Genomic DNA, 14,777 nt, shown 5'->3' on the forward strand with positions numbered 1-14,777 from the left:
GGGGGCGATGCCCGCATGAAGCCGATCCGAGAACTCCACGACCTGGTGCCGGGTCGGCTTCCTTCCCACTTGATCGAGGCCGCGCAGCCGGTGGTGCTGCGCGGCCTCGTGTCGCATTGGCCGATGGTGCGGGAGGCGCGGCGCTCCGACCGCGCCGCGGTCGACTACCTGCAGGGCTGCTGGCGCGGCGCGCCGGTGGCGATCATGACCGGCCCGCCGGAGATCGACGGCCGCATCTTCTACAACGACGACCTCACCGGCATGAACTTCGGCCGGGCCGACGCGCCGCTGCCGGCGCTGATGGAGGAGCTGCTCCAGCTCGCCGACGTCGAGCGTCCGCCCTGCTACTACGTCGGCTCGACGACGGTCGACGAATGCCTGCCCGGCTTCCGCGCGCACAACGACCTGGACCTGGCCTCGCTGGCGACCGGCGGCACGGCGGCGCCGGAGGCGCTGGCCAGCATCTGGCTGGGCAATCGCAGCCGCATCGCGCCGCACTACGACCTGCCCGACAACATCGCCTGCGTGGCGGCCGGCCATCGCCGCTTCACGCTGTTCCCGCCGGAGCAGTTGCCCAACCTGTATGTCGGGCCGATCGACTTCACGCCGGCCGGCCAGCCGGTCAGCCTGGTCGACCTGAAGCAGCCGGACTTCGAGCGCTTCCCGCGCTTCGCGACGGCGCTCGAGCACGCGCAGGTCGCCGAGCTCGAGCCGGGCGACGCGCTCTACATCCCCAGCATGTGGTGGCACCAGGTGGAGGCGCTGGACGCGTTCAACGTGCTGGTCAATTACTGGTGGCGGCAGTCGCCGGCCCACATGGATCCGCCGGTCTTCGCGCTGATGCTGGCGCTGCTGTCGCTGCGCGATCTGCCGGCGCCGCAACGCCGCGCCTGGCAGGGGATCTTCGACCATTACGTGTTCAATGCCGACGGCCAGACCTCGGCCCACATCCCCGCGCATGCCCGCCATGCGCTGGCCCCGATCACCGCCGAGGGCGCCGGCCATCTGCGCGCCCACCTGATCCAGCGGCTCCGGCAGCGTTGAGCGACGCGTCCTTGCGGACGCCCGCATCGTCGCGCCGGAAGCCGCCCGACCCACGACATGGAGGAGACGCCATGAGCTTCACGCCCCCCACCCCGTCCGTTCCCCGCTCGCCGGTGCGACGCGTCGTCATCGCCGGCGGCGGCACGGCCGGCTGGATGATGGCCGCCTGCATCGCCAAGCACCTGGGCAAGCAGCTGGACATCCGGCTGGTCGAGTCGGACGAGATCGGCACGGTCGGTGTCGGCGAGGCGACGATCCCGACGATGCTGACCTTCCACCAGTTGCTCGGACTGGATGAGCGGGAGTTCATGGCCGCGACGCAGGCCACCATCAAGCTGGGCATCCAGTTCGAGGGCTGGCGCGACCCCGACACGCGCTACATCCACGCGTTCGGCAGCACCGGCATCGACCACTGGACCGCCGGCTTCCAGCACTTCTGGATGAAGGGCCGCGAGCGCGGCATGGCGTCGGACTACGGCGACTACTGCCTCGAGCTGCGCGCGGCGCAGCAGCACCGGTTCGCGCATCTGCCGGGCGACGGCATCAACTACGCGTTCCATCTGGACGCGTCGCTGTATGGCGCCTTCCTGCGCCGCTTCAGCGAGGGTTTCGGCGTGCGCCGCATCGAGGGCCGTATCGCCGAGGTGCTGCTGCGGCCCGATGGCGACCTGCGCGCGCTGAAGCTGCAGGATGGGTCCGAGGTCGAAGGGGATCTCTTCATCGACTGCACCGGCATGCGCTCGGTGCTGCTGGGGCAGACGCTGGGCGTCGGCTACCAGGACTGGTCGCACTGGCTGCCCTGCGACAGCGCGATCGCGCTGCAGACCGCGTCGGTGCGGGACGCGGTGCCTTACACGCGCGCGATCGCGCATCCCTGGGGCTGGCAGTGGCAGATCCCGCTGCAGCACCGCGTCGGCAACGGCGTGGTCTTCAGCAGCCGCTACACCGACGACGAGACCGCGCGCGCGGCGCTGCTGGGAAACATCGAGGGCGAGGTGCTGACGCCGCATCGCGTGATCCGCTTCAAGCCGGGCCAGCGCGACGTGGTGTGGCAGCGCAACTGCGTCGCCGTGGGCCTGGCCAGCGGCTTCCTGGAGCCGCTGGAGTCCACCAGCATCCACCTGATCCAGCGCAGCGCGATCCGGCTGCTGCAGATGTTCCCGAAGGACGGGATCCGGCAGTCCGACGTCGACGAGTACAACGCCCAGATGCGGCATGAGCTGCAGCACATCCGCGACTTCATCGTGCTGCATTACCACCTGCAGCAGCGGACCGATTCGCCGATGTGGCGCGACCTGCGCGAGATGTCGGTGCCGGCGTCGCTGCAGCACCGGCTGGACCTGTTCCGCGAGAGCGGCCGGGTGTGCCGCGGGCCGAATGAGCTGTTCACCGAGAACTCGTGGATCCAGGTGATGCTGGGCCAGGGCCTGATGCCCGAGCAGCATCACCCGACGGCCGACCTGATGAGCGACCGCGAGCTGGCCGGCTTCCTGGGCGGGATCAAGGCGCGCATCGACCAGACGGTGCAGCAGATGCCGGGGCATCAGCAGTACATCGCGCGTTATGCGCCGGGGACGCAGTGGCAGATGCCGCAGGTGCCGCAGGCGCCGGTGACGGCCTGAGCGCGCGGCGCGCTCCGGACGACGGATGCGCCCACGCGGGAAGCGGTCTAAGCTGCGGCCCTTGGGAGGAACCCAGGAGGACCCATGCCCGACCGCGCCGACGCCAGCTCCGATGACTTCGTCTGTGTCGCCACGCGCGACTCGCCCATCGAGGCCCACCTGCTGATGGGCGTGCTCCGGTCCGCCGCGCTCACGCCGCACCTGGCGGACGAGCACATGGTGCAGAACTACTCGCTGCTCTCGCCGGCCGTCGGCGGCGTGCGCGTGCTGGTGCCGGGCTCGCAGCTCGCCGCCGCGCGCGCGACGATCGCCGATTTCGAGGCGGGGGCGTTCCGGTTGGAGGAGTAGCCGGCGGCCGTTTCCTCTCACTGTTTGGCGACCCCAAACAGTGATTGTGCGAGTCGCTGGTTTATCGGCGTGCGGCGAATTCCTACAGTGAGCACATCGCAATTCGTGCTTCAAAGGAATGCCGGTCATGTTCACTCGAGATGTCGTCTCCCCGCCCGATCGCCACGCGCTCTATGAGCTGCACCGCTACTCCCCCGCCATTCGCGCCAATGGACTGCTGTTCGTATCCGGCCAGGTCGGCAGCCGCGCCGATGGATCGCCCGAGCCGGACCGGGACGAGCAGGTCCGCCTCGCGTTCAAGAACCTCAACGCCATCCTGGCGGCGGCGGGCTGCAGCTTCCGCGACGTCATCGACGTGACCGTCTTCATGGTGGATCCCCACACCCACTTCGAGCGCGCCTGGGCCGTCGCCGCCGAGTTCTGGGGCGAGGCGCCCTATCCGACCGCCACCGCCATCGGCGTGACCTGGCTGTCCGGGTTCCAGTTCGAGATCAAGGTCATCGCGAAGTTGCCGGACGGCCCGGCGGCCTGACGGTCATGGCGGCGACAGCGGTCGCCGCAGCTCTCAATGAAGGAGACCGACTGCCAGCTCGGCCCAGACGAGCATGGAGACGTCGAGCGCGCCGCTCATCGCCGCTTGATCAGCTTGACGCCGAGGATCGCGCTGCACAAGCCGAGTGCCAGCTGCAGTCCCGCGAGCACGCGTTGGCCGATCTCATTGCCCAGCAACTCAGCCGCAATGAGAGACAGGCCGCAGAGTGCCCGGCAAGACAGACCCGACGGCGGGTAATCGCCGCTCGTCGTGAAATCACGGACGGCAAAGCCCATGAGCGCGATGCCGGCGGCGATCGCCAACCAAGCGAACCATTTGATACTTCGATCCATCGCGCGATGTTAGTCGGGGCGCCGAATGCGGCCGCCCCGATCCGCGGGTCTCCCGGCCGCGCGAGCGAAGACGTCAGGGGCGGAGGGCATCGACTCGTTGCGCCGTGGGATGATCCCGCACCGCCGTGACCGACGGCGGCAGGCCATTCCTCACTCCCTCATCCGCCGCACTCATGCCGACTTCTCCCGAACTCCTCGATCGCCTGGTCAACAACGACGATCCGGACGCCAAGGTGTTGGCGCAGATGGTTGAACTCGGCGCGGATCTGTCCTTGCCACACGTCCCCGAATTCGCCTTCGACGCCGCCGAAGAAGCCGCCGCGATGTCGATCGCGCACGCCTTGGCCGAATTGGATTTCGATGTGCGGATCTTCGGTCCGGAGGACGATGCGCCGACCTGGCAGGTGGTCGCCGCCCGCCGCATGATTCCGGACCTGGATGCGCTCATGGCGTTGTCGGCGCAATTCGAGGCGCTCGCGGAAACGCATGGCGTGGTCTACGACGGATGGGGCGCGGAGATCGTCGACTGACGAGTCGTCGTCAATCCCCTGGCGCCTCATCCCGCGCGTTCACTTCACCGTGTAGCTCTGCAGCGCCGTGTCGTAGGCGCCATTGCGGGCCGGGTCCCAGTAGGTGAAGTTGAATCGCACGACATCGCCCTGCTTCAGCCCGGTGACCGTGTAGGCATTGCCACTGCCTTCCTTCAGCATCCGCACATTCATCTGGCCGCCGCCATTGATCGTGTAATGCACGTCGGCCCAGGTCCCGGTTGGCTCCGTGAACTTGACCGTGCTCGCCGATGGCTGGGTGATGCCGGCCGGCGTCGGCGGCTCCTGCGTCGTCGTGCCGGACTCCCACACCACGTCATCGATCGCGAACTGGAAGGCCGAGGTCGGCAGCCGGTTGTTGTCGCCCGAGAACATGAAGATGTCGGCGATCGATTGCAGCGCGACCTTCGGTCCGATGAGCGTCGACACCGGAACGGTCGCCGTCGCCCATTCGCCATTGCGCACCAGGCCGAATGCCGTGGTGTTGGCCGGGAAGTTCACCCAATTCTGATTGGTGTAGGTGTCGCCAATGCCGATGTTGAAGGACACATTGGCCGGAATCTTGATCCGGAACTTCAGCTGGCCATTGCGGTAGTTGGTGAGGTCGCGGATCTGGCGGGACTGGATGCCGCCGCCGAACCACTGCCCCGGCGTGTTGTAGCTCCACGCGATCACATTGCCGCCTTCATACGGCAGCGTGTTGCCGGCCGCGGTCGACGCGCCGTTCCACAGGAAGATGTCGGACGTGCTGCCGGCGACCAGCTTGTTGTTGACCACCGTGTTGTCGGTGAACACGCCGAATTTCCCGGCGACTTCCGGCACCACCTGATTGCCCAGCTTCACCTCGCCCTTGCCGTCGAGTTCATACACCCGGATGTAGTCGACGTACATCGTGGCGGGCAGTGGCGCGTTCACCTGCGAGGGCGTCGCCGCGTCGGTGAAGTTGCCCCCCACCGCCATGTTCAGCAGCAGGTAGAACGGCGCCTGCAAGGCCGTCGAGTTCACCGGCAGCGGCGCGTCGTACATGTCGTGTTCGCCGTCGTTGTCGACGACGGTGAATCGCATCTGGCTTTCGGTCCAGTAGAAGCGGTATTTGACGAAGCGATTCGCCAATGAGGCCTGCGGCTTGTACCAGTTCTTGGTCTGCCAGGAGGTGGAGGCGGCGCAGGACTCGTTGCCCGGCACGCAGGCCGCCTGCGACCAGGTGATCACGTTGGCGCCGACGAAATGGTCGGGCGAAGGCGCACCCGCCGCGGCCCAGGCCGAGGCGCGATGGCCCAGCTCGGCGATGTCGATCTCGCCCTTGCGCGGCCAGACCTGCGGGCTGGTCCCCAGCAGCCACGCGGCCGGCCACAGCCCGGTGGTGACCTGCGGCGTGGCCATGCGGATCTCGATCATTCCGTACTGCACCTGCACCTTGCCGTAGGAATCGACCTTTCCGGAGGTGAACTCATTGCTGCCGATGGTCTGCCGCAGCGCGCGGATCGCCAGGGCGCGCGTGCCTGCTTCGAAGGGCACGTCGGCGATCGAGAGGTTGTTGGGGCTGTAGTACTCGAGCTCGGCATTGCCGTAGCCGCACAGGTTGATCTGGCAGCCATTGCCGTCATAGGGCGTCCAGACACTGGTGTTCAACGAGGCGCCGTTGAATTCCTCGGACCACAGCAGGCGGCCGATGGTCGGATTGGTGACGCTGGCAAACGCCGGCGCGGCGGCAGTCGCGCACAAGCCCAGGGCGACGGCGCGCAGCATCGGCGCGCCCATGCGGTTCGGAAATCCCATTCATGTCTCCAAGAGGTGTCGATGGTGTGCTGGAGGGCACCGATCGGCGCGATCCGGCCAGCGCTCTGCGGCGCGGGTCCAGGGTCGCGACTTCTCTCCGGCGGGACGCATCCTAGGCAATATTGGTGGATTCTGAAAGCGCTTTCACAACGAACGGGTTTTTGAATGCAACCGCCCGAAGCCTCGATCACTACGAGGCTCTGCCCATACCAAGGTTCAATGCCCAGGCAGCGATGAATTTGGTCTGATCCGTGGCACTGCCCCACTTGCCTGGAAGACCCACATGCATGCCCTCCGTCTCGCCTCGATGCTTCTCCTGGCTTCGCTCACTGCCAGCGCGCTCCCCGCCTTGGCCCAGGGAAAGCCATCGAAACCCGCTTCGCCGATCTACGGCGTGGTGCTGCCCGACGGTTATCGCCAATGGGAGATGGTGGGCGTCGCCACGGAGGACGCACCGCTCGACGAATTGCGCGCCGTGGTCGGCAATCCGATCGCGATGAAGGCCTATCGCCTGGGCCAGCTGCCGTTCCCTGACGGCGCCATGCTGGTCAAGCTGGCGTGGAAGCGGCAGCGCTCCACCGAGTTCCCCGCCGCGACGGTGCCGGGCGCGCCGACGACGGTGCAGGTGATGGTCAAGGATTCGAAGCGCTACGCCGACAGCGGCGGCTGGGGCTACGGCCGCTTCATCGACGGCAAGCCCGTCGACGCGGCCCAGCACCAGACCTGCTTCGCCTGCCACAACGCGCTCGTGAAGGCGCGCGACGATGTGTTCACGAAGCTCGCGCCCTGAGCGGCCTAGCCGTACACCGCGCGTCGCAGGTCGCGATGCAGGGCGTCGTCGAAGGGCAGCTTCTGGGCGAAGAACACCACCGCGAGCTGATTGGCCGGGTCTATCCAGAACAGCGTCGACGCGGCACCGCCCCATGAGAACTCGCCCACCGCGCCGGGCGGCTCGTCCCGCAGCGGCGGCGCGATGCGCACCGAGCCGCCGAAGCCGAAGCCCAGCCCCGGGCTCGACAGGAAATGCCGCTGCGTGATCGCCGGGTCCAAGTGGTCGACCAGCATCAAGCGCACCGTCGCCGGGCGCAGCACCCGCACGCCGTCGAGCTCGCCTTCGCCGAGCAGCATCCGGGCGAAGCGCAGGTAGTCGTCGATGGGACCAATCAGGCCGGCGCCGCCGCTGGCGAAGGTGAAGGCCTGATCGGGCTCGCGCTCCGGCTTGCCGTCGGCGGACAGGCGGTAGGTCGCGGCCATGCGGTCCTGCAGCGCGGCCGGCGCGGTCCAGTCGGTCTCCCGCAGGCCCAGCGGCTGCAGCACGTGTCGACGCACATGCGCATCGAAGGGCTCTTCCGCCAGCGCCTCCACCAGCCGGGCGAGGATGTCGGTCGAGGTGCCGTAGTGCCAGGCCGTGCCCGGTTCATGCCGCAGCGGCAGCGCGGCCACCGCGCGGCTGAAGGCGGCCAGGTCGGGTGAGCGCTCGAACGGACTCGCGGCGCGGAAGGCCCGATCAGCGGCGCCGTCCTCCATCGCATAGGTCAGCCCAGCGGTGTGCAGCAGCACGTCGCGCACGAGGATCGGCCGCTCGGCCGGCCGCTCGCCGCGGCCATCGTCGGCATGGACCCGCATCGAGCTGAACTCCGGCAGGTAGATTGCCAGCGGATCGTCCAGCCGGAACCGGCCCACGTCCCACAGCCGCATGAGCGCGACCGACGCCACCGGCTTGGTCATCGACCAGATGCGCGCGAGCGTGTCGCGCGCCATCGGCCGCTTCGCTTCCACGTCGGCCAGGCCGTGGGCGCCGAAGTAGCGCTCCACGCCCGCTTGCCAGACCAGGGCCGACACGCCCGCCGCGCGGCCGTCGGCCACCATGCGGCGCAGCGTCTGGTCGATGCGCCGCGGTGAGAGTGTCGAGCCGGGGGCGCCCGGCGCCAGGCGCAGGACGGCCGCGCTGGCGCTGGCGGAGGGTGCGGGAGCGGCGGCCACCACGGCCGGCGCCGCCAGTGCCGCGCTCAGCACCAGGCGTCGGGAAGGAATTTGCGTCATGCGCGCGATGCTAGGGCCGTACCCGCGTGTAATCGCGCCCGGTTCGCGGGACGCGGCCGCGCCGGCTACTTCGCCGCGTTGGGGAAGGCCGGCAGCTTGCCGATGTCGCGCGGGTCGTGCTGGATGATGACCGTCGCCTTCAGGTTCTTCTCGATCTCTTTCATGCGCTGGATCGACGCGAGCGTCTGCGCGCGGTCGTCGTTGAAGCCGGGCACGCCGTCGTGCTCGTAGTTCTCATGGAAGTGGACCGCGTCGCCGCTCAGCAGCACCGGCCCCATCTCCTTGAGCCGCACCAGCAGCATCGAGTGGCCCGGCGTGTGCCCCGGCGCGCGCAGGATCATGACGCTGCCGTCGCCGAACACGTCCTTGTCGGCGCTCAGCGTCTCGACCTTGCGCTTCTCGGCGATCCATTCGGCGAAGCCCTTGACGTTGGCGCCGCTCATCGGCGGCGTGGCGGTGACGCCTTCCCAGTCGCCCTTGCCGATCAGCAAGGTCGCATTCCTGAGCGGGGCGAGCTGGCCGGTGTGGTCGGCGTGGTAGTGGCTGATGCCGACGTACTTCACCTCGCCGGGCTCGACCTTGATCTGCCGCAGCAGGTCGGCCAGCGGCTTGTTGGTGGCGTTGGGCACCGAGCCCGGCAGGTAGCCGGTGTCCCAGACCATCACGTCGTTGCCATGCCGGATGACGTAGCAGCTGAAGGTGAAGGGCTTGGTGGTCTCGGTGTAGGCGTAGGTGTCGCTGAAGCGACGCGGGTCGTTGCTGCCGCTGCCGCAGTCCAGCCGCGTCAGGGTGAGGTCCTGGGCCGCGGCCGACAGGCTGAAGAGCGCGCCCACCTGGAGCGCCAACCAGAAGCGTGATGCCATCTCGACTCCTTGTCTGCGGGGGCGATGATAGCCACGACCGCTCATACGCGTGAGGGTGTTGTCCTCACTGCCCCTGCTGCTGCCGCTCCAGGCGCCGCAGCACCTCGCCGATCGCCGCGCCTTCGCGGATCTGCGGATTCGAATAACCGTCGGTCTTGCCGGCCTCGCGCTCGCGGACCTCGATGAGCTGGCGCGCCCGCGCATGGGCCTGCGCGAAGGACCAGGTGTCCTTCAGCGCGTCGACGTAGAGCGCCTGCCCGAAGAAGGTCAGCGGCGAGCGCGACCCGCAGCCATACGAGGTGTGGGTCGCGTCGGCCGCCGTCATCACCAGGGTGTCGTCGCCCGCGAGCGGCTCGATCCAGCTGCCCGAGTAGCAGGCCGAGATCGAGATCACGCGCCAGCGGATGCCGACCTCGTCCAGCCACTGCTTCAGCAGCGCCGGCGTCACCGGCTCGGATTCGAGCGGCCAGGCCTCGGCGGCCAACTGCCCGTCGCGGCCGCCGTGCGAGGTGAGATGGAGGAAGAGCACGTCCTTGTCGCGATCCATCACCTGCCCCATGCGGTCCAGCGTCCGGCGCAGGTTGGCCTGCGTCGCCCAGGGCAGCGACTCGGTCGTGGACGGATTCATCACCAGCTGGACCGTCCTGTCGCCGGCGCCGAAGCGCTCCGCCATCGCCTGGGCGACGACGGCGCTCTCGCGCTTGAAGACGTCCTCGATCGCGTAGGGCGCGTAGGTGACCGCGTAGACCTTGATCCGATCCGGCTCCGAGCGCGGCAAGGCGTCCAGGGCCTCGGCGATCAGGCGCGGCTGCGCGGCCAGCACGGCCTCGGTGAGCTTCAGGCCCGGGTCGGTGGCGGCGTCTTCATCGGCCGTAGCGGTGCCGGTGGTCTTTGCTGACAGATCGGGCCACCAGAACATCGCCGGCTGCAACCAGCCCGCGATGGCGACGGCCGCGAGCGCCACCAGGCCCGCGAACGCGCGGGGCGCGGCGGAAGGGATGACTCGCCAGAGCAGGCCGGTGGCGGTCGCCAGCATCCACATCATCGGCAACAGCCAGACGCCCCAACGGGCGCCGAGCGGCCAGCTTTCCAGCGGGCCAAGCAGTTGCAGCAGCGGCACGAGGAGCAGGCTGACCGCGACGGAGATCAGCGCGCTGTTGGCCATCACCAGGGTCAGCACCACCGACGTGTCGGGCACCGGGGCGGCCCCCGGCCGCTGACGCGCGGCGCGGACGGCGATCCAGCTGATCCAGATCCACAGGACCGTGGCCGCCCAGCCGTTCAGCACCGCCGGCCAGTACAGCCGCGCGGGTCCGTCGATGGCCAGGCGCTGGACGCCGAAGGCCAGCAGCAGATGCCCCAGCAGCAGCGCGGCGATCCAGGTCGGGCCGGTGACGAGCCGTTCCCACGGCGGTGCGCGGAAGGTCGCCACCCGGCACGCCGCCAGGCACCAGGCGGCCAGGTCGACGCGGGCCGGCTCGGCGGCGGTCGGCGCCTCTTCGTTCTCGTTCATCCAAGCCCCTCCCTGGGCATGCGTGATCGCGATGTCTTGATCGGGCGGATCATCGCCGTTGCTTCAATCGTTCAATCGGCGCGCCGGGCGGCGCGTCGCGCCCCGATCCCCGCCACCAGCGAGCCGAGCGCCACCAGCGCCGCGCCGCCCCAGAAGATCGGCGGCAGGTGCGCGCTCAGCAACAGCGACGCGAACAGCGCCGACATCACCGGCGTGCCGTTCGCCGCCAGCCCCAGCAGGTGGATGTTGCCGCGCAGCACGCCGAGGTTCCAGAAGGTATAGGCCAGCGTCACCGCGGTGCTGGCCAGCGCGACCTGGATGACGACATGCATCGACGCCTGCATCGGCGCTCGCTCCGGGTTGAGCGCGTGCACCACCCAGAAGCCGGCGGCGCTCAGCGCCATGAAGAACCACAGCGCGTTCCGGCCCTCGGCCATGTAGCGGGTGCAGGTGCTGTAGAGCGCCCACACGATCGCGCCGACGAAGGCCAGGCCATAGGCCAGCGGATTCGACGCGGCGTTGTGGAAGAAGCGCGCCAGCGACAGCCCCTCGGGCGGCGAGGACGCGGTGACGACCCCGGTGAAGGCCAGCGCCAGGCCGCCCAGCATCAGCGCATTCAGCCGCTGCCCGCCGGCGATCGCGGAACACAGCACGGTGAGGCTGGGCCAGAGGTAATTCACCATGCCGACCTCGATGGCCTCGTGCCGCGTCCGCGCGAAACCGAGCGCGAGCACGAAGCACAGCTCATAACCGACGAACAGCGCGGCGCCCAGCCACAGGTAGCGCCGCGGCAACTCGCGCAGCGCNGCTGCGCGTGGGCAGCAGGAGCAAGGCGGACAGGGTGAACATCACCGCCGGCGCGCCGGTCCGGCCGAGGAACTCGATCGTGCTGCGCGTGACGCCGACGGAGGTGCTCCAGAACAGGATGGCGATCAGGCCGAGCAGCGTGGCGCCTTGGGTACTGCGGGACAAGTGGGGCTCTCGAAGCAGGTCGATGGGCGGTCGACGGACGTGTCGACGGACCAGGTCATGAAGACCGTCTTGCGGTCTCCGGCCAAGCCGGAAGTAGACCATCGATCCGCGCCTGGTCCCGCGACCGCCGGCGGCGGCCTGCGTTCAGCGCGCCTGCTGATACACCCGCACGTGGGCCACCTCGTAGCTGACCGGGAAGATCGCGTCGTCGATCTCCCCGCCCAGGTCGCCGCCGATGGCGAGGTTGAGGATCAGGAACTGCGGCTTGTCGAACGGCCATTGCGCCGGGCCCTGGCCGAGGTTGAGATAGGCGGCATGCACCTGGCCGTCAATGCCGAAGCGGATCTCCCGGGGCGTCCACAGCATCTGGTAATCGTGGAACTGGCCGCAGGCGGTCGCGAGCTTGCGGCCGTCGCCGACGCCATGCCCGCCGTGCCCGGAGCTCGTGTGGACCGTGCTGAAGACCCAGTCCGGCTTCTGGCCCATGTGCTCGAGGATGTCGAGCTCCCCGGCGGCCGGCCAGTCGCCCTGGCTACCCAGGGTCCAGATCGCCGGCCAGGTGCCGCGGCCGCAGGGCAGCCGGGCGCGGATCTCGAAGAAGCCGTAGGTCCACTCGGCCTTGCCTTTCGTGATCAGCCGCGTCGAGCTGTATTGCTGGCCGCCCCAGTCGGGCCGCGACGACAGCGCCTCCTTGCGCGCGGTGATGACCAGCCGGCCGTCGCGCACCGCCGCGTTCTCCAGGCGCGGACCGGCGTAGTACTGCTGCTCGCGGTTGTGCCAGCCCTGCTGGTTCATGCCGGTGTCGTGGGCCCACTTCGACGGGTCGGGCAGCCCGTCCCGGTCGAACTCGTCCGACCACACCAGCGTGTAGCCGGCCGGCAGGGCGATCGGCCCGGAGGCCGCGCCGCCCTTGCCGGTCGCGGTCTGCGCCAACGCCGCGCCGCCGTCGATCGTCAGGGCCGCCAACAGCGGCACGGCGGCCCAGCGCCGCGTCAATCGTTGCTTCATGAAAGAGCTCCCTTTCCTTCAGCGCTTCGCGCGCCGCAGCAGCAGCTGCTCGGCATCCGCGAGCGCCGCCTTGATCGTCTTGTGCCCGCGCAGCACCTTGTCCAGCTCGGTCTGCACCACTTCCTCGGCGAACTTGTTCTGCTTGTGGACCGGCAAGGCGGTGATGCGCAGGGCATCGTCGCGCCACAGCAGGCGCGCCCGCTGCCCGCCGAGGAAGTCCACCGGCTCGCTGAAGAAGGGATCGTCGTGCACGTCGCGCAGCGCGGGGAAGGCGTCATAGTCCTTGAAGGCCTGCAGCTGCCGCGCCGGGTCCAGCGTCATCAGCTGGATGAACTGCCAGGCCAGGCGCTTGCGCGCCGGCGCCGACCGGCGCGCGATTGCATAGAACGTGCCGCCGTAGGGCACCTGCGAGCCGCCCGGCAAGGAGGCCGCCCGCCACAGGCCCTTGGTCTCCGGCGCGACGAAGGCATTGAGCTGCCCCACCAGCCACGCGCCCGAGAGCTCCGTCGCCAGCCGCCCCTGCTTGAAGCCCGCCCCCCAGTCGTTGGACCAGGCCTGCACCTTCGCATCCAGTCCCTTCTGGCGGGCGCGCAGGGACACCTCGAAGGCGCGCTCGAAGCGCGGCGTGTTCACCAGCACCCGCGACTCGGTGTCGAAGTAGACGCCCTCGCCCGGCCGCAGGCCGTCGGCCACCAGGATGTCCTTGATCTCCTGCACGTTGGCGACCAGGTAGGCGCCGGTGCGCGCCTTGATGCGCTCGCCGGCAGCGACGTAGGCGTCCCAGCTGCGCGTGAGGTCCTCCGGCGCCAGTCCCGCGCGGTCCAGGATGTCCTTGCGATACAGCAGGGTCCCGGGGCCGATGTCCGCCGGCATCGCCACCACCGCGCCGCTGCGCGCGATCGCCTGGTCGTAGGCATACGGCACCAGCCGCGCGCGCACCGACTCGATGCCGAAGGGCGGCTGCCGCAGGTCCTCCAGGCCGCCGCCCTGGGCGAAGCGGCCGACGAAGCTGGCCTCCAACGCCATCACGTCGGGTAGCCCGACCGCGGTCGACAGGGCGGTCGTCATCGCCGTGTGGTGGTCGCTGTACTGCCGCATCAGGATGCGCAGCTCGACGTCCGGATGCAGCGCCTGCCAGGCCGGGATCGCCGCCCTGGCGATCTCGTCCATCAGCGGAAAGGCGGCGACTGTCAGCACCTCGCGCGGCTGCGCCCGCGCCGGCACGACCAGCACGCCGGTCCAGGCGGGCGCCGTCATCGCCGCCAGCAGCCCGCGGCGGGAAAGTCCGCGGCCGGCGCTCAAAAGTCGAGCTCCATCGTCAGGCTGGCGCCTTCTGCCAGCGAGCCGCCCGACGGCGGCTGCAGGTAGACGCCGAAGCGCGAGGCCTGTCCCGGCCAACGCTGCGCGCTCAGCGCCGCGATCGCCGTGTCGATGCCGGCCTGCGCCTGGCCGGTGTCGGGATCGACGTTGGGCACAACGCAGCGCTCGCACGGCATCCGATGGACCAGGCGTCGCCAGGCGCCCTCCCCGTCGCGCCAGACCATCTGCGTGAGGTGCTCCTCGATGAAGGGCATCCCCCCGTCCGGTCCGTTGCCCAGCACCAGGTTGGGCCGCAGCCGGCGCACGTCCACCGGTCCCAGTCCCAACGTCGCCAGATGCGCGTTGAGCTCCACCACCGAGGCCGTCGACACCGCATGCAGCGGATGCGGCGCGGTGGCGAGCATCGCGTCGCGCTCTAGTTTCACCAGCCGCAGCTCCTCGCCGGTCAGGTCGCGCAGGAACTGGGCCGCGAGCGCGCCGGCGTCGCGTCCGGCGTGGCCCAGCATGCGTCGCTCGCCGGGATGCCAGATCAGTGCCTGCGTCGCGTCGCCCTCGGGCTCGCGCGACAGCCGCAGCGGCTGCTGCCCGCCGCCGCGCAGCAGCAGCGCATCCGGCAGCAGGCTCGGCTGGAGCAGCGCCAGCTTCGGATGCGAGCCCAGCCAGGCCAGCTCGCCACGCGCGTCGACCACGATCCATTCGCGATCGCCCTCGATGCGGCCGTCGGCATCGAAGCGGAGCTCGGACACGCGCGCGCCGGCGCAGGACTTCACCGGGTACAGGTAGAGCGCCTCGACGCGGGCGGAGGCGGTGACATCGGCGACGGTCATGCGGT

General features: G+C 69.5%; 15 protein-coding genes. 6 read left to right on the forward strand and 9 right to left on the reverse strand.

Features of this window, described 5'->3' with window-relative positions:
* Positions 1-15 precede the first annotated feature (15 nt).
* The 4 genes from ACTJKJ_RS05150 to ACTJKJ_RS05165 all read left to right on the forward strand — a co-directional run bounded on the left by ACTJKJ_RS05150 (position 16) and on the right by ACTJKJ_RS05165 (position 3,546).
* Positions 16-1,044 carry a cupin-like domain-containing protein gene (locus tag ACTJKJ_RS05150; RefSeq protein ID WP_440819779.1) on the forward strand — a complete coding sequence of 343 codons (1,029 nt, stop codon included), beginning with the start codon at positions 16-18 and terminating at the stop codon, positions 1,042-1,044.
* Positions 1,045-1,115: 71 nt separating this feature from the next.
* Positions 1,116-2,666 carry a tryptophan halogenase family protein gene (locus tag ACTJKJ_RS05155; protein WP_440819780.1) on the forward strand — a complete coding sequence of 517 codons (1,551 nt, stop codon included), beginning with the start codon at positions 1,116-1,118 and terminating at the stop codon, positions 2,664-2,666.
* Between the two features lie 84 nt (positions 2,667-2,750).
* Positions 2,751-3,014, forward strand: a complete 264-nt coding sequence (locus ACTJKJ_RS05160) for a putative signal transducing protein (RefSeq protein ID WP_343602681.1) — start codon at positions 2,751-2,753, stop codon at positions 3,012-3,014.
* A 127-nt stretch (positions 3,015-3,141) separates the two neighbouring features.
* Positions 3,142-3,546, forward strand: a complete 405-nt coding sequence (locus ACTJKJ_RS05165) for a RidA family protein (protein ID WP_440819781.1) — start codon at positions 3,142-3,144, stop codon at positions 3,544-3,546.
* Positions 3,547-3,641: 95 nt separating this feature from the next.
* On the opposite strand, the gene ACTJKJ_RS05170 is transcribed toward ACTJKJ_RS05165, so the two are convergent.
* Positions 3,642-3,869, reverse strand: a complete 228-nt coding sequence (locus tag ACTJKJ_RS05170; protein ID WP_440819782.1) for a hypothetical protein — start codon at positions 3,867-3,869, stop codon at positions 3,642-3,644.
* Between the two features lie 203 nt (positions 3,870-4,072).
* Between ACTJKJ_RS05170 and ACTJKJ_RS05175 the strand changes: the two genes are divergently transcribed.
* On the forward strand, positions 4,073-4,429 hold the full coding sequence (locus ACTJKJ_RS05175) for a ribonuclease E inhibitor RraB (protein ID WP_440819783.1): 357 nt from the start codon (positions 4,073-4,075) through the stop codon (positions 4,427-4,429).
* Positions 4,430-4,468: 39 nt separating this feature from the next.
* Here the strand turns inward: ACTJKJ_RS05175 and ACTJKJ_RS05180 are convergent, their stop codons facing one another.
* Positions 4,469-6,226 carry a glycoside hydrolase family 16 protein gene (locus ACTJKJ_RS05180; protein WP_440819784.1) on the reverse strand — a complete coding sequence of 586 codons (1,758 nt, stop codon included), beginning with the start codon at positions 6,224-6,226 and terminating at the stop codon, positions 4,469-4,471.
* A gap of 307 nt (positions 6,227-6,533) precedes the next feature.
* Here ACTJKJ_RS05180 and ACTJKJ_RS05185 point away from each other — a divergent pair, with 307 nt between their 5' ends.
* Positions 6,534-7,016, forward strand: coding sequence for a cytochrome P460 family protein (locus ACTJKJ_RS05185; protein ID WP_440819964.1), 483 nt, complete (start codon positions 6,534-6,536; stop codon positions 7,014-7,016).
* 5 nt (positions 7,017-7,021) lie between these two features.
* Here ACTJKJ_RS05185 and ACTJKJ_RS05190 read toward each other — a convergent pair whose 3' ends face one another.
* From ACTJKJ_RS05190 to ACTJKJ_RS05220, 7 genes are all read right to left on the reverse strand, one after another.
* On the reverse strand, positions 7,022-8,269 hold the full coding sequence (locus tag ACTJKJ_RS05190; RefSeq protein WP_440819785.1) for a serine hydrolase domain-containing protein: 1,248 nt from the start codon (positions 8,267-8,269) through the stop codon (positions 7,022-7,024).
* Between the two features lie 65 nt (positions 8,270-8,334).
* A complete protein-coding gene (locus ACTJKJ_RS05195; RefSeq protein WP_440819786.1) occupies positions 8,335-9,132 on the reverse strand; it encodes an N-acyl homoserine lactonase family protein in 798 nt (265 codons plus the stop codon).
* A 64-nt stretch (positions 9,133-9,196) separates the two neighbouring features.
* Positions 9,197-10,645, reverse strand: a complete 1,449-nt coding sequence (locus ACTJKJ_RS05200; protein ID WP_440819787.1) for a C13 family peptidase — start codon at positions 10,643-10,645, stop codon at positions 9,197-9,199.
* Positions 10,646-10,716: 71 nt separating this feature from the next.
* Complete coding sequence (gene yddG, locus ACTJKJ_RS05205) at positions 10,717-11,439, reverse strand: aromatic amino acid DMT transporter YddG (protein WP_440819788.1); 723 nt, start codon at positions 11,437-11,439, stop codon at positions 10,717-10,719.
* A gap of 322 nt (positions 11,440-11,761) precedes the next feature.
* Positions 11,762-12,625, reverse strand: a complete 864-nt coding sequence (locus ACTJKJ_RS05210; RefSeq protein WP_440819789.1) for a glycoside hydrolase family 16 protein — start codon at positions 12,623-12,625, stop codon at positions 11,762-11,764.
* A gap of 18 nt (positions 12,626-12,643) precedes the next feature.
* On the reverse strand, positions 12,644-13,927 hold the full coding sequence (locus ACTJKJ_RS05215; protein WP_440819790.1) for an extracellular solute-binding protein: 1,284 nt from the start codon (positions 13,925-13,927) through the stop codon (positions 12,644-12,646).
* Positions 13,924-14,772: an MOSC domain-containing protein gene (locus tag ACTJKJ_RS05220; protein ID WP_440819791.1), complete on the reverse strand. Its 849-nt coding sequence runs from the start codon at positions 14,770-14,772 to the stop codon at positions 13,924-13,926. Before ACTJKJ_RS05220 ends, ACTJKJ_RS05215 begins: the two co-directional genes overlap by 4 nt.
* Positions 14,773-14,777 lie beyond the last annotated feature (5 nt).

The sequence above is a fragment of the Roseateles sp. 22389 genome, from assembly GCF_052044995.1.
Lineage (GTDB): Bacteria > Pseudomonadota > Gammaproteobacteria > Burkholderiales > Burkholderiaceae_C > Roseateles.